Consider the following 17,166-nt stretch of genomic DNA (forward strand, 5'->3'; position numbering starts at 1 on the left):
GTTTAATTTAAATCATCCTTCGCATTTTTGGGATAGATGAGTAACAGATAAATTCTGCCTGAACTTAGGCGGTTTTAGTAAATGATCCTTGTTCCGCCTTGTTTCCCCATTCCGGCCCGGCTCCAGCGGATCTTTCTGCATCCTCCGGTCTGACTGATGGTGGCACCCGACTCATGATGCTCCAGCAAAAAAACCTGGAGTTCCTGAAATTCGTTATCGTCTGCCAGCAGACTTTTACGAGCTTTTGAAAACACGCGTGTTTCGATAAATTCCAGATAATTACCTATCACTTTAATCGTACCCCGTACTAATTTCCAGCTATTTTTAGTACAGGGTACTGCCGCAAGGCTTTGAGCGAGATGCGCATCGTCTTAAAACCCATTAGCAATACCACTATCACAATTTCCTATGACTAAGGCGGATGATTGCGCTGCGGCGCGGTGGCATGCTGTCAGCATCATTGGCAGAACAGCAGGAACATATGGACATTATTCCCGCGCAGCCGCATCACGCGGCGGCGATACAGAAGATTTACGCCTGGCACGTGCTGCACGGCACCGCAACCTTCGAAACGGAACCGCCGGCGGAGAGTGAAATGCTGCGGCGCATTAATGATGTGCATGAGCGCGGCGGTTACTGGCTGGTGGCTGAGGAGCAGGATCAGGTGCTGGGTTACTGCTATCTCGCGCCGTATCGTCCGCGTTACGCCTACCGCTTCACGCTGGAAGACTCTATCTATCTCGACCCGCAGCAAACCGGACGCGGCATCGGTAAGGCGCTGCTGCAAAAAGCGGTGGCGCAGGCCGAAGCCGCTGGCTTTCGCCAGATCATCGCGATTATCGGTGACAGCGCCAACCAGGGCTCGCTGGGAGTACACCGGGCGCTCGGTTTTGAGCACACCGGCGTGATGAAATCGGTGGGTTACAAACATGGCCGCTGGCTGGACACCGTGGTAATGCAGCGGAGTCTCGGGCCGGGTGACAGCCAGCCGCCCGATCGCTAAGCCGCTTCCATGGCGATCACCCGATGCGTGCCTTTCTCCAGCAGATCGCGGTCATGACTCACCAGCAGCACCGCGCACTGCTGCTCGCGCGCCAGTTCCGCGATCAACTGCCATGTTTGCTGCTGCACCAGCGGATCGAGGCGTGACGTCGGCTCATCGGCAAACAGAAATACCGGCCGCAGCAGCATCACCCGCAGCAGCGCGAAGCGCTGCAGTTCGCCGCCGGAGAGCGCCTCTGGTCGCCGCGTCAGCAGCGCGGGATGCAAGGCCAGCCGCGTCATGAGCGCATCGCGCTGTGCCGGCGGGAGAGCGTGACGCCGCAGCACATCGTTGATGCTTTGCCCCAGCGTGCGCTGTGGCGGAAACAGCGCGGAAGGATCCTGATAGATTTTCTGATATTTCAGCGCATCCGCATCAGCGTGGTGCGTTACGCGGCCCTGCTGCGGCGCGAGCAACCCCAACAGCACGTCGCCGAAGCTGCTTTTGCCGCTGCCGCTGGCACCGTGCAGGCCAACGATTTCACCGGCGTGCAGCGTGAAATCGCGTGGCACACCCAGCCTTTTTCCCCCGCGCGCCAGCACAATGTCCTGGGCGCTGATGACCGGCCTGGCACCGATCACCGTTTGTTGTCGGGCGGGCCAGACGGCCGGATCGGCAGCCAGCAGCGCACGCGTGTAAGGCTGCTGCGGTGACTGCAACACCTGCTGCGCCGGGCCCTGTTCAATCACGCTGCCTTTATGTATCACCAGCACGTCGCCACCCAGCTGGCGTGCCAGGGCGATGTCGTGGGTGATGGTTAACAGCATGCCGCCGTCGGCCACTTCACGCTGTAACAGCTGGCTGACTTCATCGCGGCGCGCCACATCCAGCCCTTTGGTCGGCTCATCGGCAATCAGAACCTGCGCGCCACCGGCACGGGCTGCCGCAAACGCGGCGCGCTGTGCCATGCCGCCGGAAAGCTGCCACGGATAACGCCGTGCCGCCGCGGCCAGACCCAGCTGCTGCAGATCCTGCTGCGCCGCTGCAGCACTGGCGGCGGGCGGCAAACCGCGCACGAAGCGATGCCCTTCCGCCACCTGTTGCTGAATCGCCATGGTCGGATCGAGCGACAACCACGGCTCCTGCGGCAGCGAAGCCAGCGTATTGCCCCACAGCCGACGCAGCTGCGCCGTATCCAGCGGCAGCTGATAGCGTCTGCCGTTGATCATCAACTCACCGCTGGCCAGCAGCGATGGCGGCAATATCCCCATGATCGCCTGCGCCAGCAGACTTTTCCCCGATCCGGTTTCGCCGAGCAGCGTCAGCGGCTGACCGGGTTGTAGCCGCACATCCACCGGCTCAACCAGTGTTTCAGTCGCTGTGGCAACGCTCAGCCCGGTGATCTGTAATCCCTTCATCATCGCTCCTTTTTCATCAGCAGATTGAGGCTGATCAACAGTAAAAACAGTGCGGCTACCGGCTGCATCAGCAGCCACGGCGCTTCCCACGCAAACGGCAGCAGTTCGGTCATCATCAGGCCCAGCTCCGGCGTGGGCGGACGCACGCCAACGCTGATAAAACCGAGCGCCGACACCGCCATGATGGCGCTGCTGAAAGAGAACAAGGTTAGCGTCAGCAGTACCGGTGCCAGCGCAGGCCACAGATGATGACGAAAACGATACCAGGCAGAGAACCCGAGCAGTTTGCTGGCCTGCATACCGGGCGCCTGCACAATTGGCCGCAGCGTGGCACGCGTGACGCGGAAAAATTCCACCCACAGCACCAGCGAAATACCCAGCCACAGCATCTGCGGCGCGTCTGGCGCAATGGCGGCCAGCAGCAGTACCAACAGTAATCCCGGCAGCGCGAGGCACATATCGCCAACGATGCTCAGCAATCGCTCCGGCCAGCCACCATACAGCGCACTGAGCACACCGGTGAACACGCCCGCAATCAGCGCACTGATCACGCACAGGGCTGCCAGCCCGAGTGACAGGCGCAGCGCGGCGCTGAGGCGCGTTAGCATATCGCGACCGAGATGGTCGAAACCGAGCAAATGGCTGCGGTTCGGCGTCTGCAGCATCTGCAGCAAATCCTGCTGTAGCGGATCGCCGTGCTGAATCAGCGGCAGCACAAACGCGTAAGCCAGCAGCGCCGCCAGCAGTACCAGACCCACCCAGCGTGAAAGCGTCATCTTCATGCGCGCGCCCCCCGGGGATCGAGCAGATGACAACCGGCATCCACCAGCATGTTCAGCAGGACAAACAGCAGGCCGAGCGTCATGGCGCTGGCCTGAATCACCGGTACGTCACGCGCAAAAATGGCGTGCACCAGAGCGTGACCGATTCCCGGCCACGCAAACAGGGTTTCCACCACCACCACGCCTTCCACCAGCCAGACAAACTGCATGCCAAACCACGTCAGCACCGGCGCGCTCAGATTACGCAGGCCGTGACGCAGCAGCAGGCGCGCGGGTGCCAGTCCTTTTTGCGCTCCCCAGCGATAATAGCCGGACGATACCACCTGCCAGGTGGCTTCGCGCACCACGCGCACGCCGACGGCCGTCAGCGACAGTGCCAGCGTCAGTGCCGGCAACAGGAAATGGCGCAGCTCGCCGTGACCGGCGCTCGGCAGCCAGTCGAGTTGCAGCGCGAACAGCAGGATCAGCAGCATGCCGAGTGCAAAATGCGGCACCGATTTCAGCAAGGCGGTCAGCCAGAACAGCGCACGGTCGAGCCGGCCGTTGGCGTGGCAACCGGCCCAGATGCCGAGCGGCAGCGTCAGCAGTAACGCCAGCAGCAGCGAGACGCCCGCCAGCGCCAGCGTCTGGCCCAGCTGCCAGCGCAGCTCATCCATCACCGGCTCACCGGAAACCAGCGAGCGACCAAAGTTAAACTGCAGCAGATCGAACAGCCAGTGCAGCAACGCACTGCCGCCGTTTAGCGCTCCATCCAGCTCCTGCTGTACCCGCGCCACCGCGTCGGCATCGACGCGATCATAACCATAGCGCCCCGAAGCGATGCGCCACGCCATGTCGCCCGGCAGCGCCTGCACCAGCAGCCAGGTCAGTAATCCTACCGCCAGCACCACGAACAGCGCCTGCGCCATACGCCAGCTGAGTTGTTTAATCATGGTTCCCCCAGTGCATCTGGCGCAGGCCGAAGTGGCGTTCAAACGCATCGAGTTTGACGCCCTGCAGCTGGCTGTTAACCGCCGCCGACTGCTGATACCAGGCCAGTGGAATCACCGGCAGATCCTGTTGCAGCGCGCGGGTGATGACGCTGCGCGCCCCGGCGCGGGCTGCGCCATCGGTGGATTGCGTCAGCGTGTGGAGCGCCGCGTCGAAGCCTGCCGCATGCCAGTTCATCGCCCCCCAGTCACCGCCGTGGGTGCCATAATCCTGCAGCAGCGTTCCGGTCGGATCGGGCGTCAGGGCAAAGTTGCGCGCAAACAGCGCCAGCTGCAGACGGTTGTTGTGGTGCTGCGCCGGGATCTCGCTGGCGTTGGTCGCGTTGATTCGCACGTCTATGCCAACCTGACGCAGCTGCTGCTGAATCACCATCGCCATCAGCGGCAGCTCAGGGCGATCGGGATAGGTCAGCAGCGTCAGGCTAAAGCGCTGGCCGTTGCGCGTCAGTACGCCATCCGCGCCGCGTTGCCAGCCGGCCGACTGTAATAACTGAGCAGCCTGCTGCGGCTGATAGTGCAGCGGCGTGAGTGCCGGGTTGTGCCACTCTGCCATGTTAGGGGGAAACAGCTGGCTGGCTGCGCCCGGATAACGCAGCACCGCCTGCGCCAGCGCGTTGCGATCGATCGCCATGCTGATCGCCTCACGCACCGGCAGTTCCGCCAGCAGCGGATCGGCCAGATTAAGCTTCAGCATCAACGTGCGCGGCACCGGAATCGCCGGGATGTGCAGCGACGCTTTGCGTGCCAGCCGCTGCCGGCTGGCGGCATCAAGGTTAAACACGTAATCTGCATCACCGCTTTCTGCCAGCAGCGCACGGGTTTCCGCGCGGCCGGTCGCCAGATAGCTGGCGGCGGCAATCGCCGGTTTCTCGCCCCAGTAATCCGCGAAGCGCGCCACCGTCAGCGACTGCGGCGGCTGGAAGGAAGTAAGCGTAAACGGCCCGCTGCCAATAATGCGCGTGATGTTGCCCTGCGCATCCCAGCTGGCCAGTGCGAGGATTTGCGAGCGGCTTTCCGCCAGGACCGACAGCAGCGGCGTGAAGGGTTCACGCAGCGTGATGGTGACAAGCTGCCCTGCCCCGCTGATGTCGGCGATTGGCGTTTTGTCCAGTAAGCCCGCTTTGCCGCGTGCGGTGTTGAGTGATTTCACCACGGCAACCGCATCCAGCAGCGAGCCATCGTGAAAATGCACGCCGTCGCGCAGCTGGAACTGCCAGCGCAGCCCATCGTCAGAGACCTGCCAGCGCTGCGCCAGCGCCGCCACCGGCTCACCGCGTTCGTTCACTTCTACCAGCGTTTCAACCACATCCATGCGCAACAGAATGTCGCCGGAGAGCGCCGGATCGCTGCCTTTAATTTCAAACGGTGCGGCAATCCGCACCGGTTTTTCGGGGGTGCTCGCCGCCACAACGGCGCAGGAAGCCAGGCCGAGCGCCGCAGCGATCAGCAATTTTTGCATTGATTTCATTAAATTTTCCGAATAAACCGTTACACCATCATCGAATCAATTACGTTATAACATAACAATTCACACTTTAACACACGGTGATTGCAGGGAATTCGTCAGGCGCTTGTTGCCTTTTAACCGTCGCGACAGGTTAACGCTGCGCGCGGCAGCGTGGCTGAGGTATGCTTGAGAAGAACTCTAACCCGTGAGGAAACGCCGTTATGCCAGAGATTGTCGTTTATGCTGCGGAAGGCCGTAGCGTTGAGCAGAAGAAAAAGTTACTCAAAGCCATCACCCAGGCGGTGGTGGATTCGTTTGAGATCGATGCTGATGTGGTCACCGTGTCGATTATCGAAACGCCGAAGCATCATAAATCCAAAGGCGGCGTGCCGTTCGACGAACGTTAAGATCAGCCTGGTTCAGGCGTACTGAATATTCATGGTGCCGCGCTCGCTGCGGTTGACGATGGCCTCGACCTGCCACGTCCGCTGAATCAGGGCAGGCGTCAGCACGGCGGCGGGCTCACCGCTCGCCACCACTTGCCCGTGCTGCAGCACCACCAGATGCTGGCAAAATTTTGCCGCCAGATTCAGGTCGTGCAGGGCCACAATCACCGTGACCGGCAGTGCGGCAATCAGCCGCATCAGCTCGAGCTGAAACTGAATATCCAGATGGTTAATCGGCTCATCCAGCAACAGGATATCCGGCTGCTGCGCAAGCGCACGCGCGATCTGGCAGCGCTGGCGTTCACCACCGGACAGGCGCTGCCACGACCGCCCGGCCAGCGCATCCAGTTTCATCAGCGACAGCGCGTGCTGCACCGCCGTTTCATCTGCCGTCCGCCACGGGCTGAACGCGTTGCGATGCGGCGCCCGTCCCAGACGCACGATGTCGCTGACGCACATCTCAGCTTCCATTTCGGCATGCTGCGGCACGAAGGCCAGCGTACGGGCACGCTGCCGCCGGCTGAGTTGGTTCAGCCGCGTGCCGCCCATCTCCAGCCCGTCATAAGCACAGGGCTGAACGCCCGCCAGCGCACGGATGAGCGTCGATTTGCCCGAGCCATTGGGGCCGAGCAACCCGACCGTTTGTCCCCGCTGCGCCGCAAAACTGATGTCAGATAACACGCTGCGCGCCTGTAGCGTCACGCTCAGTTTATCCACCGCGACATACTTCATGATTTCTCCCGGTTGCGATACAGAATCAGGGCGAACACCGGGGCGCCGACTAACGCCGTCACCACGCCTATCGGCAGCACCTGATGGGTGATTAACGTGCGCGATACCAGGTCGGCAATCACCATGAAATGGCAGCCACCCAGAAACGCGAGGGGAATCGTCACCAGATGACGCGGCCCGGCAATCATGCGGGTGATATGCGGGATCACCAGCCCGACAAAACCGACCGCACCAATCGCGCTGACGATCACCGCCGTCACTAACGCAGTGGTCAGCAGTAATACGATGCGCACCGCTGCTACCTGCGTGCCCAGCGTCGCGGAGACTTCCGCGCCAAAGGAGAAGGTATCCAGCGCGCGCGCATGGTAGAGCACAGTCAGCAAACCGGCGAGGGTCACGGCAAAACACAGTAATGCATCTGCCCAGCGTACACCGCTCAGGCTGCCGAGCAGCCAGAACATCACGCCGCGCGACTGCTCAGCATTGGCCGCCGTGCTAACAATGTAGGCGGTCAGCGCATTAAATAATTGCGTCCCGGCAATACCGGCCAGAATGATGCGCGCGGTGTTTTCCCGCATGCCGCCGGAGAGCAGAACAATCAGCATAAATGCAAGACAGGCACCGCCAAACGCGCCGGCACCGGTGGTGATGGCCCCGCCGCCGATGCCAAGCAGCATCACGCACACCGCGCCGGTTGATGCGCCGGCGGAAATCCCCAGCAGATAAGGGTCGGCCAGCGAATTGCGCAGCAACGACTGCAACACCAGCCCACACAGTGCCAGCCCGCCGCCGCTGCTCGCCGCCATCAGCGCGCGGCTCATACGGTATTGCCAGACGATGCCGGCTTCCAGCGCCGGCAGGTCGTAATGCGTGATGCCAAGACCATTGGTGATGGCCTGTGCGGTCAGGGTAAAGCTGATCGCGACATCGCCGGTCGCCGCGGCCAGCGTCATCATCACCGGCAGGCTGAGCGCGCCCGCAGCAATCAGCAGGCCGGTGCGCCAGTAACAGACAGCGTGAGCGCTCATCGGGCAGGTGCGAAAGCAGCGATCTGCTGACCGATCAGCTCCACGGCCTCTACGTTGCGCAACGAGGGATTCAGTGACATGGCCGGTACCACCACAATGTGGCCGTTTTTCACCGCTGGCATTTCACGCGTCACCGGATCGCTTTGCAGAAAGTGTTTTTTAACCGCGACGTCATCGGCGGGATAGAGCCGCCGCGCCATGCTGGCAATAACGATGATGTCCGGCTGCGCGGAGACGATGTGTTCCCAGGTAACCGCCGGCCACTCTTCGTCTGAAGCGATAATGTTAGTCAGACCGAGCGTCTGGCTGATCCAGCCCGGCGCCCCTTTATTGCCGGCGACCCAGGGATCGCCTTTCAGGCGCGGGCTGGAAAACCAGTAAACCACCTTCAGCGGCGCTGACGGCGATTTGTGCAGCTGCTGCTGAACCTGTGCTATACGAGCGGCCAGCTGCTGTTTGAGCGCATCGCCACGCGCCGGCACATCAAAAATGCGCGCCAGCGCGCTGATTTCCGCAAAGATCACCTCGATCCCATACGGTGTGGTACGTGCACCATCGCTATTGGAGGTTGCGGTGACGGCTTTGCCGATGCAGTCGGCAGGCGAAATCCAGGTTCGGATGCCGAGCTGTTCAAACTGTTCACGCGTGGCGACTTCACCCTGCGGCCCGACGTGCCAGCTGTACTGCGCCAGCACCAGTTCAGGGCGCTGCGCCACCACCGCTTCAAAGCCTGGGGCGTTATCGGCCAGCCGTTTAAGCTGGCTGCCCTGCCCTTGCAAATCGGCGGGCAGCGCGCCAAACCACACCGAGGTTGCGGCAATTTTATCTGCCAGACCGAGCGCCAGCAACAGTTCCGTTTCATGCTGGCCAACGGTGACGACACGCGCAGGCGGATGAGCGAAGGTCTCCTGGACACCGCAGTTATCAACGGTGAACGGATAGTTACTGGCATTAGCATTGAATACAGGAAGCGACAGCAGCGCCGCAATAATCAGGGAGAGCGAGTTTTTCATTATGGTACTTTCATTGTTACGTTATAACATAACAATATGCATGACCAGGTGTGGACTGTCAATAAACAGGATTGGGCATACCGACCGGGACTGCGCGCATCATGAAGAGGATGACGTTAGGGTATGAGCAGGGCTGCAACAGCAGCCCGCCCAGTTCTGATAATTAAATCGGCTCTGATGATGTCATCGAATGAAGTAGTAGCTGAAACAGAGATTTTATTCAGGATGTTGTGCGGCTGGTTTTAAAGTCCGGGCCACATACCGCCATCAAGCCTTAAATTGGAACCCGTTATGTAACCCGACAACGGGCTGGCCAGAAAGGTGATGGCGTCCGCTATTTCTTTGAGCGTCCCTACGCGCGCCATGGGCACATTGGCATACAGGGGCAATACGGCCTGTTCAATATCTTCCCAGGGCGCGTCAGCTGAAAGCCCTGTATCTTTGGCCGTTTGACGAAACGCTTTTTCCAGGCTTGCACTATGAATAGTACCCGGTGAGAGAGTATTTACGGTTACGCCATCGTGTGCGACCGCTTTTGCCAGCGATGAGGTCATGGCAATAATCCCTGCTTTAGCAGCAGCATAATCCGGACGCCTGGCGGGAGGCATCAACGCTGCCAGGCTCGAAATATTAATGATTCTGCCCCACTTTTGTTCACGCATCCCAGGAAGAAAAAGATTAATGACACGTAAGGCTGAAAGGACATTTTTATCATACCCAGCCGCCCAGGTTTCTGGCAAAGAAGACGTCCAGTCCTCTGTGGGGCCGGAGCCACCCGCATTATTAACAACAATGTCAACGCATTGTACAAGCGAACAGACTTGCTGATAAAGCAGTTGAATATCTGCCTCACGGGTTAAATCTCCCGTTACTGCGTACGCTTGTCCACCTTGCTTTATGATATCGCTGGCGATATTTTCAGCTTTAGCCTGATCCCGGCCATGTATAATAACGCGGGTGCCTTCAGCGGCAAGCCCTCTGGCTACCGCTTCTCCAATACCTTTGGTGCTACCCGTTATCAAAGCAATTTTGCCGTCGAGTTTCAGATCCATTACTGTTCTCCAGGATACGTGAAAAATCTATTGGAAAATAAACTGATGAATGAATCAATTACGCACCTGAAAGTGCCTGTAGGCGATGATGAGAAAACACGTTGTCTTGGACCAGAAGGTTCGGTCGCTTATGTCACGCAATGTTTAACTATTATTTCCGGCAGATGGACACTGCAGATTTTATTCAGATTATTTGCGGAGCCTGTGATGCGTCACTCGCAATTCATGAAGAGTATGCCGGAGATATCGCATAAAGTACTGACTCAACATCTGCGTAAGCTTGAACGTGATGGGCTGATAACCCGCACTGATTTTGGTGAGCAGCCCCCGCGTGTTGAATACGCACTCACGCATGCGGGCCATAATCTGATGCCCGTGCTGCTCTCAATGCGTGAATTCTCACGAGACAACCTGTCAAAACCGGGACAGGATTAATAGTGCAAAAAAATTTGCACTATTGGCAGCAGGGAAATAATCACGCATCCTCAGCAAGTTCGTCATCACGCAATTTAATGCGATTACTGATGAGGAGTATCAAACGTAATCCTGCTTTGCTTAAAATAGTCGGCCGACGAAATAATCCACGCCCAGAGCGGCATCATTTTCATCATCATTTCTTCGCCCGCTTCCGTGGCCGTATAGACGACACGCGGTACTTTTTCCTGATAATCACAACGGGAAATAAGGCCGTCACGCTCAAGCGTTCGCAGTGTGCGCGTCAGCATTCGTTGTGTGACACCATGCAATAAACGACCCATTTCTGCATGGCGCAACGGTCCATGGGTGACCAGAATATGCAATATACCCAGCGACCAGCGATTGCCGGCGTGTGATCACGGGTGTACCTGATTGAATCAGGGTTTGTCCGCTGTCAGGATGACGGATATAACCTAAGGAGACAAGCATGCTACCCGTTGATCAACATGTCGAAAATATTCTTATCCTTGGCGCAGGAGAATTAGGCATGGCGGTGTTAAACGCCATGGCTAAAAAAGTGCAGCAGCATCCGCTGATCAAAATAAGTGTATTACTCAGAAGCGAGGCTGCACATGCCACGTCCGGCCCACTTAAAACCCGGCTGGATGCGCTGCAAAAGCTAAATATCACCGTGACGGAAGGCGACCTGCAGAAAAATAGCCTGAGCGAACTCTCAGCATTATTTCGTTCTTATGATGCCATCATTAATTGCAGTGGTTTTGTCGGCGGGCCGGGAACGCAGCTCAGAATCACTCAGGCCGTAATCGAGGCGGGTGTCGCCCGCTATTTTCCCTGGCAGTTTGGCGTGGATTATGACGTTATCGGCAAAGAGAGTGGGCAACCGGTGTGGGATGAACAGCTTGAAGTGCGCCACCTGCTGCGCGCCCAAAGCAACACTGACTGGGTAATTGTTTCGACCGGTATTTTTACCAGCTATCTGTTTGAACCCGATTTTGGCGTGATCGATGCCGGGAATAAAACGGTTTATGCCCTCGGCGACTGGAACTATGCCCTGACACTCACCACGCCAGACGACATCGGGCAGCTGACAGCCGATATCTTCTTTCATCAGCCCGCTTTTCAGAACGCCATTGTTTATATCGCTGGCGATACGCTGACTTATGCAGAGCTGGCTGACCTGATGCAATCTCACTGGAAAAGCGCAGTCAGGCGAGTATTACTTAGCCGGGAAAGGCTACAGGAAGATGCAGAGCGTCATCCCCATGACACTGGCGCGGCCTATCGGCTGGCCTTTGCCCGTCCGGACGGTGTGGCATGGCCTAAACAGGAAACGTTTAATTACCGCGAACACATTGCCACCACCAGCGCCGCTCAGTGGCTGACGAATCAGCCAGCGGAGTCCTGAGGATTTCAGGCGTAGCGGAATGTCCTCAGGCGCAACGCCTGGCCTGAGGGCTATCGGGCCCTTCGCCTGAAATCCCGGCGCTTTGACAAACCGGCAGGTTGCGTCAATACTTTCCCCCGCACCGCTATCCACCAAAATCAGTACCACCCTAAAACAGAAAATTCGAGCTCCCCGCCTGCCCCACCGTTGCAGCCCTCCCCCGCATAGCTCATCTAATAAATTTAGGTGATTATATGTTTTTTAATTATTTTAATTGAAATTAATCATCTCCCTGCCGATAACGCCATTGCCATCAGGCAAAAGCGTGGACAACAACAACCAGGGAGATTCACCTTAATGAAAAAAATACGTGTTTTTTTGGAAGATATCAGAGTCAGCAGAAAACTCATGCTCGGGTTTGGTGTGCTGCTTATCCTCAGCATTGCTGTAGCTTCCTGTGGCATCAAAAACCTGCACGACATCGCGGAACGTGCGGAAAAACTCAGCCAGTTGAAAGGCATCAACGATCAGTTCGCGCAGGCTAAAGATGCCCGCCTGCAATACGTTAAAACCCACGATGAAAAATTCATTGCCGACAACGAATCGCGACTGCAGGCGATTGAGGGCAGTATCAACCAGCTGAAAACCTGGCGATGGGATAGCGCGCAGACCGCGCTGATTGCCTCTCTGCCGGCTGCGATGAACCTTTATCGTCAGCATCGTGCAGAAACGGTGAACGAAGTGCATAAGCGCCAGAGCATTCTGCAGGCGCTGCGCTTCAGTGACGAAACCACGGCGATTGCCGCGCTGGCCAGAAACTACGTCAGCACACAGCAGGATACGGCAGCTACGCTCACTGAAATCGCTAAATATCTGAACGGTATTAGTATTCGCGTAAAGCTGATGGCGCTGGACAACACTGAGGAAAACCGTCTGGCTTTGTCAGGCTTTATAGCTGAAACGATTCAACTCATTGACCAGGCTCGACCACGCCTGAGCGCTGATGACAGCAACGCGCTGGATAAAATTGCCGTAACGCTGGCGGCCAGACGCGACAGCGTGCAGGACTACAACGCCTCCGCGGAAGAAGAAGTGGAAGCGACCCGCCAGCTTGCCATCGCGGGCCTGCATCTGACTAATACCAGTAATCAATTATTTACCCAGCAGCTGGCCGCCACGCACCAGGATATCGCCCGGGCAATCCTGTGGATGTCGCTGATCCTGGCGGCGGCTGTGGTAATCAGCATTCTGATTGCGGTGTTTATCACCCGGCAGATTACCCGTCCTTTAGCGGTAACACTGAACGTCGCGCGGCAGATTGCGCAGGGAGACTTGAGCGTACAGCTGCACACTTCGCGTAAGGACGAACTGGGCGAGCTGATGCAGGCGGTCGGTGAGATGAGCAACGATCTGCGCGGCATCATTGGTAACATTCGCAGCGGCGTGATGCAGGTCAGCCACGCTTCCGCAGAAATTGCTGCAGGCAATAACGATCTTTCCGCCCGCACCGAGGAGCAGGCGGCCGCGCTGGAGCAGACGGCAGCCAGCATGGAGCAGTTAACCGCTACCGTGAAGCAGAACGTTGAAAACATTCATCACTCCAGCGAACTGGCGCGCGCCACTTCGGAGAAGGCCAATCAGGGCGGCTCGCTGGTCAAAGGCGTGGTTGAAACCATGGACCAGATCAGCGCCAGCTCCGGTAAAATCGCTGAAATCACCACCGTCATTAACAGCATTGCTTTCCAGACCAATATCCTGGCGTTAAACGCAGCAGTAGAAGCAGCGCGCGCCGGTGAGCAGGGACGCGGCTTTGCCGTGGTCGCCAGCGAGGTGCGCAGTCTGGCGCAGCGCAGCGCTCAGGCGGCCAAAGAGATCGAAACCCTGATTGGCGAATCGGTCGCGCGTATCAGCAGTGGTTCACAGCTGGTGGGTCAGGCCGGTAAAACCATGGATGAAATTGTGCATTCCGTTGGCAACGTAACCAGCATCCTCGCCGAAATCGCGCAGGCTTCCGATGAGCAGAATCGCGGCATTTCGCAGGTTGGCGTCGCTATCGTTCAGATGGACAGCGTGACGCAGCAGAACGCCGCGCTGGTGCAGGAATCATCGGCCGCCGCCAGCGCACTGCGCGATCAGGCGTCGACACTGGAAGGCTCAGTCGCGCGTTTCGTGGTGCAGTAAGCGGATTTTCACTGACAGAGAGAGCGGGCGGGATGCCCGCTCTTGTCGGATCACGGCTCATCAGCGGGCTGCCGATCACAGCGAATCCGACTGCGGATGAAATAACGTTTGATGCGTTGTCCATATAAGCCAACCGCCAGCCCGGTAATAATCAGTACCAGCGCCACGATTTTCATCGGAGAAATAACTTCGCCAAATATCATCATCGAACCGAGAATGCCGAATACCGGCACCAGCAGCGATAATGGCGCGACGGTGGAGACAGGATACTGCTTAAGCAATGAATTCCAGATCCAGTAGCCTAATAACGTATTGGGGTAGACCTGAAACAGAATGGACAATATCGCACGGGTATCCATATGGCTGATTAATGCGCTGTAGCCCGCGCTGCCATTAATTAATCCGTCCAGCAGAAAAAGCGGAAGCGGCGAAAAGGCGCTCGACCAGACCAGAAACGCGAATACCTGCTTCGTGCCGGCTTTTTTCATGATGATATTGGCAATACTCCAGGCTATGGCGCCTGCCAGCACCAGCAGCAACCCGGCAAACGTCACCGAGCCGTCGGTAATAAACACAATGCTCATCAATCCGCTGCACGCCAGCACAAAGCCAGCGATCTGATAGCGGCTGAGCTGTTCTTTAAACACATAACTGCCGAGCAGCAGAGTGAAAAAGGCACTGAACTGCAGCACCAGCGAGGCGATCCCCGCCGACAGCCCGGTTTTTATCCCCAGATTCACCAGGCCCCACAAGCCAATGCCGAACACCAGTCCGTAGCCAATAAGGTAGCGCCACGGGACGTCAGGTTTTTTAATAAAGAAGAGCGCCGGGATGGCACACAGCGTAAAACGCAGCCCTGCCAGAATAAATGGATCGATGGCGTGCAACCCTAATTTAATCACCGAAAAATTAATGCCCCAGATGGTGGTAATACCGATGGCCAGCAGCAGGTGTGATAATTTCATGATTGACGTGTTCCATACCAGAGAATAAGTGCGCAGGCACTGACCAGTGCCCCGCCGCCGCACACGGCATACCATCCCCAGTGCGCATAGAGTTGGGTGGCAGTAATAGCGCCCAGCGCGCTGCCTGTCGCATAAAAACACATATAGGCACCGATAAGCCGGCTGGTGATAGCGGGTTTGCCAGCAATCAGCATGCTCTGGTTGATGACATGCACCGTTTGTACGGCGAAATCCAGCATGATCACGCCGATAACCAGCAACAATAAAGAGGTCTGCGCGAAGGCGATCGGGAGCCACGAGAGCGTTAATAAAACCAGTGCGCATCCGCTGGCGCGCTGGCCGATTCCCCTGTCAGCCCAGGCGCCACTTCTGGAAGCCGCCAGCGCTCCGGCTATCCCGGCCAGACTAAACAGCCCTGTTTGCGTATGGGAAAGCGACATGGCCGTGAGCGGCAAAACCATGGAACTCCACAACATGCTGAACGCGGCAAAAATCAGCAGAGCCAGCGCGCCGCGCTGACGCAACAAAGGCTCGGTGACAAAAAGACGCGGGACAGACCCCAGCAGCCCGGCCACGGAAGTGGCTGTGTTCTGCGGACCGGCAGCAGGTATCACTTTCACCAGCAGCACGGTAATCAGCAGCATCAGCGCGGCTGAGGTCATATACACCGCCCGCCAGCCGGCGATATCGGCGATGATGCCAGAGACCAGCCGCGCCAGCAGTATGCCCATGACGATGCCACTGGTGACGCTGCCTACCACCTTGCCACGCTGAGCCGGTGCCGACAGGATAGCGGCCCACGCCACCACGGTTTGCGTCACCACCGCCATCAGCCCCACCAGCAGCATCGCCACCAGCAGCGCCAGCAAACTCTCTGCTAACGCCGCCGCGATCAGGGCCAGCACCGACAGCAGCAGGTGCGTGACCACCAGCTTTTTGCGATCAAAGCGATCGCCGAGCGGCACCAGCAAGAACAATCCTATGGCATAACCCGCCTGCGTTGCCGTGATGACCAGGCCTATAGTGCCGGGCGAAACCTGCAGCGTTGCGGAGATGGATTCCAGCAATGGCTGGGCAGAATAGACATTGCCGACAGCCAGCGCGCAGGTCAGTGAGAACAGAAAAATGATGTGGGGCGACAGCACTGAGATCGTCGCCGGCGAAAGAGGCGCCTCAGAGGTTGCAGGGGTATCACTGGTGCAAGTCATGTTGCATCCTTATGTGGTTTTTATTTGAAACCGATTTATTCTATAAGTAGCAGCGGTGGTTTTTTTTTGCAACTTGTTTTGCAGAAGGCTAAGCTGCCGTCAGTAAATCAGCAGAGTGAGAGAGAAGATGGCCAAACAGGAAGCGCTCAGAACCAGCGAATGCCCGGTCGCCCGGACCGTGGAGGTGATTGGCGAACGCTGGTGTCTGATGATCATCCGTGAAGCGTTTGATGATGTGCGCCGCTTCAGTGATTTCCAGAAAAACCTTGGGCTGGCAAAAAATATCCTGGCGTCACGGCTGAAACTGCTGGTCGAAGTCGGCGTGCTTGAGAGTTGTCCGGCGTCAGATGGCAGCGCCTACAAGGAATATTTGCTGACCGAACGGGGACGAGCCGTCTTCCCAATCGTCGTGGCGATGCGCCAGTGGGGAGAGCGTTATCTGTTTGAAAAAGGCGAGACTCACTCGGTATTGCTGGATAACGCCAACGGCGAACCGTTACCTGAACTGGCCGTGTATTCTGCCCGGGGAGAACGGCTCGATCCCGCCGACTGCCATCGCCGGCGCGTCATAGCCGGTAATCGCGCTGATCAGGCTTCGTCGATCGTGAAATAACCGGGGTTGAGAAGTCGCTTCAAACCGATCCCGCTTGTTCAATCACCAGCACCCGGGCTACGCCCTGTGGATGTGCGACGTGTTCAGTGCCTTCGCTGGCATAAAAAATATCGCCGGTGGTTAATCGTTGGGTTCTCACTTCACCCGCTTGTTTGTAGAACATGTCAACGCAACCATCCATAACGGCAAACACCTCTTGTCCGTCATTGATATGCCATTTATAGGGTTGATCGGTCCAGTGCAGTTTAACGCTGGTGTTATCGAAGTTGGCAATATGCTGAGACTCCCAGGCTTTGGAACCCGTAAATTCTCTGCTGCTGTAAAAATTCATGTTTGCATCCTGTGTGCTGCTGCGGTGATAGCTCACACATGAAATAGCAAAAGGCAGCGCCACGTACCAGATTCAGGGATTGGTTTGTCCTGATTTGGCACCAGCGCGTCCCGTTTTTGCTGCCGGGATGCCTGCTTAATGCACAATGCGTTCATTA

The 17,166-nt window shown here is 57.6% G+C and carries 17 protein-coding genes and 1 pseudogene; 6 read left to right on the forward strand and 12 right to left on the reverse strand.

Going from position 1 to position 17,166, the window contains the following annotated elements; translation table 11 throughout:
* Window positions 1-481 precede the first annotated feature (481 nt).
* Window positions 482-1,003 (forward strand): GNAT family N-acetyltransferase, encoded by a 522-nt coding sequence (locus tag QMM04_RS02965; RefSeq protein WP_211726805.1) that lies wholly within the window; start codon window positions 482-484, stop codon window positions 1,001-1,003.
* Here the strand turns inward: QMM04_RS02965 and QMM04_RS02970 are convergent.
* The 4 genes from QMM04_RS02970 to QMM04_RS02985 are packed head-to-tail and all read right to left on the reverse strand — an operon-like array spanning window position 1,000 to window position 5,639.
* A complete protein-coding gene (locus tag QMM04_RS02970) occupies window positions 1,000-2,400 on the reverse strand; it encodes an ATP-binding cassette domain-containing protein (protein WP_282995626.1) in 1,401 nt (466 codons plus the stop codon). The two genes, QMM04_RS02965 and QMM04_RS02970, sit on opposite strands and share 4 nt — an antisense overlap.
* Window positions 2,400-3,176, reverse strand: a complete 777-nt coding sequence (locus QMM04_RS02975; RefSeq protein WP_081049434.1) for an ABC transporter permease subunit — start codon at window positions 3,174-3,176, stop codon at window positions 2,400-2,402. The genes QMM04_RS02970 and QMM04_RS02975 overlap by 1 nt, the downstream gene beginning before the upstream one ends.
* A gap of 2 nt (window positions 3,177-3,178) precedes the next feature.
* Window positions 3,179-4,114: an ABC transporter permease gene (locus QMM04_RS02980; protein WP_282995606.1), complete on the reverse strand. Its 936-nt coding sequence runs from the start codon at window positions 4,112-4,114 to the stop codon at window positions 3,179-3,181.
* Entirely contained in the window at window positions 4,107-5,639 is a 1,533-nt protein-coding gene (locus QMM04_RS02985) for an ABC transporter substrate-binding protein (protein WP_282995607.1), read from the reverse strand. Before QMM04_RS02985 ends, QMM04_RS02980 begins: the two co-directional genes overlap by 8 nt.
* 200 nt (window positions 5,640-5,839) lie before the next feature.
* On the opposite strand from QMM04_RS02985, the gene QMM04_RS02990 reads away from it, so the two are divergent.
* Entirely contained in the window at window positions 5,840-6,025 is a 186-nt protein-coding gene (locus tag QMM04_RS02990) for a tautomerase family protein (RefSeq protein WP_021508848.1), read from the forward strand.
* Between the two features lie 12 nt (window positions 6,026-6,037).
* Here the strand turns inward: QMM04_RS02990 and QMM04_RS02995 are convergent, their stop codons facing one another.
* From QMM04_RS02995 to QMM04_RS03010, 4 genes are all read right to left on the reverse strand, one after another.
* Complete coding sequence (locus QMM04_RS02995) at window positions 6,038-6,796, reverse strand: ABC transporter ATP-binding protein (protein ID WP_215787973.1); 759 nt, start codon at window positions 6,794-6,796, stop codon at window positions 6,038-6,040.
* Window positions 6,793-7,824, reverse strand: a complete 1,032-nt coding sequence (locus QMM04_RS03000) for an iron chelate uptake ABC transporter family permease subunit (RefSeq protein WP_282995608.1) — start codon at window positions 7,822-7,824, stop codon at window positions 6,793-6,795. The genes QMM04_RS02995 and QMM04_RS03000 overlap by 4 nt, the downstream gene beginning before the upstream one ends.
* The gene (locus QMM04_RS03005) at window positions 7,821-8,837 is read right to left on the reverse strand and encodes an ABC transporter substrate-binding protein (RefSeq protein WP_282995609.1); all 1,017 of its coding nucleotides are present in this window, start codon (window positions 8,835-8,837) and stop codon (window positions 7,821-7,823) included. The genes QMM04_RS03000 and QMM04_RS03005 overlap by 4 nt, the downstream gene beginning before the upstream one ends.
* 242 nt (window positions 8,838-9,079) lie before the next feature.
* Window positions 9,080-9,889 carry an SDR family NAD(P)-dependent oxidoreductase gene (locus QMM04_RS03010; RefSeq protein WP_282995611.1) on the reverse strand — a complete coding sequence of 270 codons (810 nt, stop codon included), beginning with the start codon at window positions 9,887-9,889 and terminating at the stop codon, window positions 9,080-9,082.
* Between the two features lie 18 nt (window positions 9,890-9,907).
* On the opposite strand from QMM04_RS03010, the gene QMM04_RS03015 reads away from it, so the two are divergent.
* A complete protein-coding gene (locus tag QMM04_RS03015) occupies window positions 9,908-10,324 on the forward strand; it encodes a helix-turn-helix domain-containing protein (protein ID WP_282995612.1) in 417 nt (138 codons plus the stop codon).
* Between the two features lie 83 nt (window positions 10,325-10,407).
* Here QMM04_RS03015 and QMM04_RS03020 read toward each other — a convergent pair.
* A pseudogene (locus QMM04_RS03020) lies at window positions 10,408-10,722 on the reverse strand (helix-turn-helix domain-containing protein); the annotation flags it as partial.
* A 71-nt stretch (window positions 10,723-10,793) separates the two neighbouring features.
* Between QMM04_RS03020 and QMM04_RS03025 the strand changes: the two are divergent.
* Entirely contained in the window at window positions 10,794-11,732 is a 939-nt protein-coding gene (locus QMM04_RS03025) for an aromatic alcohol reductase (protein WP_282995613.1), read from the forward strand.
* Window positions 11,733-12,119: 387 nt separating this feature from the next.
* On the forward strand, window positions 12,120-13,892 hold the full coding sequence (locus QMM04_RS03030; RefSeq protein WP_282995614.1) for a methyl-accepting chemotaxis protein: 1,773 nt from the start codon (window positions 12,120-12,122) through the stop codon (window positions 13,890-13,892).
* A gap of 50 nt (window positions 13,893-13,942) precedes the next feature.
* Here the strand turns inward: QMM04_RS03030 and QMM04_RS03035 are convergent, their stop codons facing one another.
* Both QMM04_RS03035 and QMM04_RS03040 read right to left on the reverse strand, forming a co-directional pair.
* Complete coding sequence (locus QMM04_RS03035; RefSeq protein WP_282995615.1) at window positions 13,943-14,857, reverse strand: EamA family transporter; 915 nt, start codon at window positions 14,855-14,857, stop codon at window positions 13,943-13,945.
* On the reverse strand, window positions 14,854-16,065 hold the full coding sequence (locus QMM04_RS03040) for an MFS transporter (protein ID WP_282995616.1): 1,212 nt from the start codon (window positions 16,063-16,065) through the stop codon (window positions 14,854-14,856). The genes QMM04_RS03035 and QMM04_RS03040 overlap by 4 nt, the downstream gene beginning before the upstream one ends.
* 127 nt (window positions 16,066-16,192) lie before the next feature.
* On the opposite strand from QMM04_RS03040, the gene QMM04_RS03045 reads away from it, so the two are divergent.
* Window positions 16,193-16,678: a helix-turn-helix domain-containing protein gene (locus tag QMM04_RS03045; protein WP_104093453.1), complete on the forward strand. Its 486-nt coding sequence runs from the start codon at window positions 16,193-16,195 to the stop codon at window positions 16,676-16,678.
* Window positions 16,679-16,697: 19 nt separating this feature from the next.
* On the opposite strand, the gene QMM04_RS03050 is transcribed toward QMM04_RS03045, so the two are convergent.
* Window positions 16,698-17,009, reverse strand: coding sequence for a cupin (locus QMM04_RS03050; RefSeq protein WP_264240605.1), 312 nt, complete (start codon window positions 17,007-17,009; stop codon window positions 16,698-16,700).
* Window positions 17,010-17,166: the final 157 nt, after the last annotated feature.

This window comes from Pantoea sp. Pa-EAmG (assembly GCF_030024295.1).
In the GTDB taxonomy this organism is placed as follows: Bacteria; Pseudomonadota; Gammaproteobacteria; order Enterobacterales; family Enterobacteriaceae; genus Pantoea; species Pantoea dispersa.

Bases quoted from the DNA above. Each gene is read 5' to 3' on its own strand.
- QMM04_RS03050 (WP_264240605.1), bottom strand. From the start codon at position 17,009: ATGAATTTTTACAGCAGCAGAGAATTTACGGGTTCCAAAGCCTGGGAG.
- QMM04_RS03040 (WP_282995616.1), bottom strand. From the start codon at position 16,065: ATGACTTGCACCAGTGATACCCCTGCAACCTCTGAGGCGCCTCTTTCG.
- QMM04_RS03010 (WP_282995611.1), bottom strand. From the start codon at position 9,889: ATGGATCTGAAACTCGACGGCAAAATTGCTTTGATAACGGGTAGCACC.
- QMM04_RS03045 (WP_104093453.1), top strand. From the start codon at position 16,193: ATGGCCAAACAGGAAGCGCTCAGAACCAGCGAATGCCCGGTCGCCCGG.
- QMM04_RS02985 (WP_282995607.1), bottom strand. From the start codon at position 5,639: ATGAAATCAATGCAAAAATTGCTGATCGCTGCGGCGCTCGGCCTGGCT.
- QMM04_RS03005 (WP_282995609.1), bottom strand. From the start codon at position 8,837: ATGAAAAACTCGCTCTCCCTGATTATTGCGGCGCTGCTGTCGCTTCCT.
- QMM04_RS02975 (WP_081049434.1), bottom strand. From the start codon at position 3,176: ATGACGCTTTCACGCTGGGTGGGTCTGGTACTGCTGGCGGCGCTGCTG.
- QMM04_RS02970 (WP_282995626.1), bottom strand. From the start codon at position 2,400: ATGAAGGGATTACAGATCACCGGGCTGAGCGTTGCCACAGCGACTGAA.
- QMM04_RS03000 (WP_282995608.1), bottom strand. From the start codon at position 7,824: ATGAGCGCTCACGCTGTCTGTTACTGGCGCACCGGCCTGCTGATTGCT.
- QMM04_RS03035 (WP_282995615.1), bottom strand. From the start codon at position 14,857: ATGAAATTATCACACCTGCTGCTGGCCATCGGTATTACCACCATCTGG.
- QMM04_RS02995 (WP_215787973.1), bottom strand. From the start codon at position 6,796: ATGAAGTATGTCGCGGTGGATAAACTGAGCGTGACGCTACAGGCGCGC.
- QMM04_RS02980 (WP_282995606.1), bottom strand. From the start codon at position 4,114: ATGATTAAACAACTCAGCTGGCGTATGGCGCAGGCGCTGTTCGTGGTG.
- QMM04_RS03030 (WP_282995614.1), top strand. From the start codon at position 12,120: ATGCTCGGGTTTGGTGTGCTGCTTATCCTCAGCATTGCTGTAGCTTCC.
- QMM04_RS02965 (WP_211726805.1), top strand. From the start codon at position 482: ATGGACATTATTCCCGCGCAGCCGCATCACGCGGCGGCGATACAGAAG.
- QMM04_RS02990 (WP_021508848.1), top strand. From the start codon at position 5,840: ATGCCAGAGATTGTCGTTTATGCTGCGGAAGGCCGTAGCGTTGAGCAG.
- QMM04_RS03025 (WP_282995613.1), top strand. From the start codon at position 10,794: ATGCTACCCGTTGATCAACATGTCGAAAATATTCTTATCCTTGGCGCA.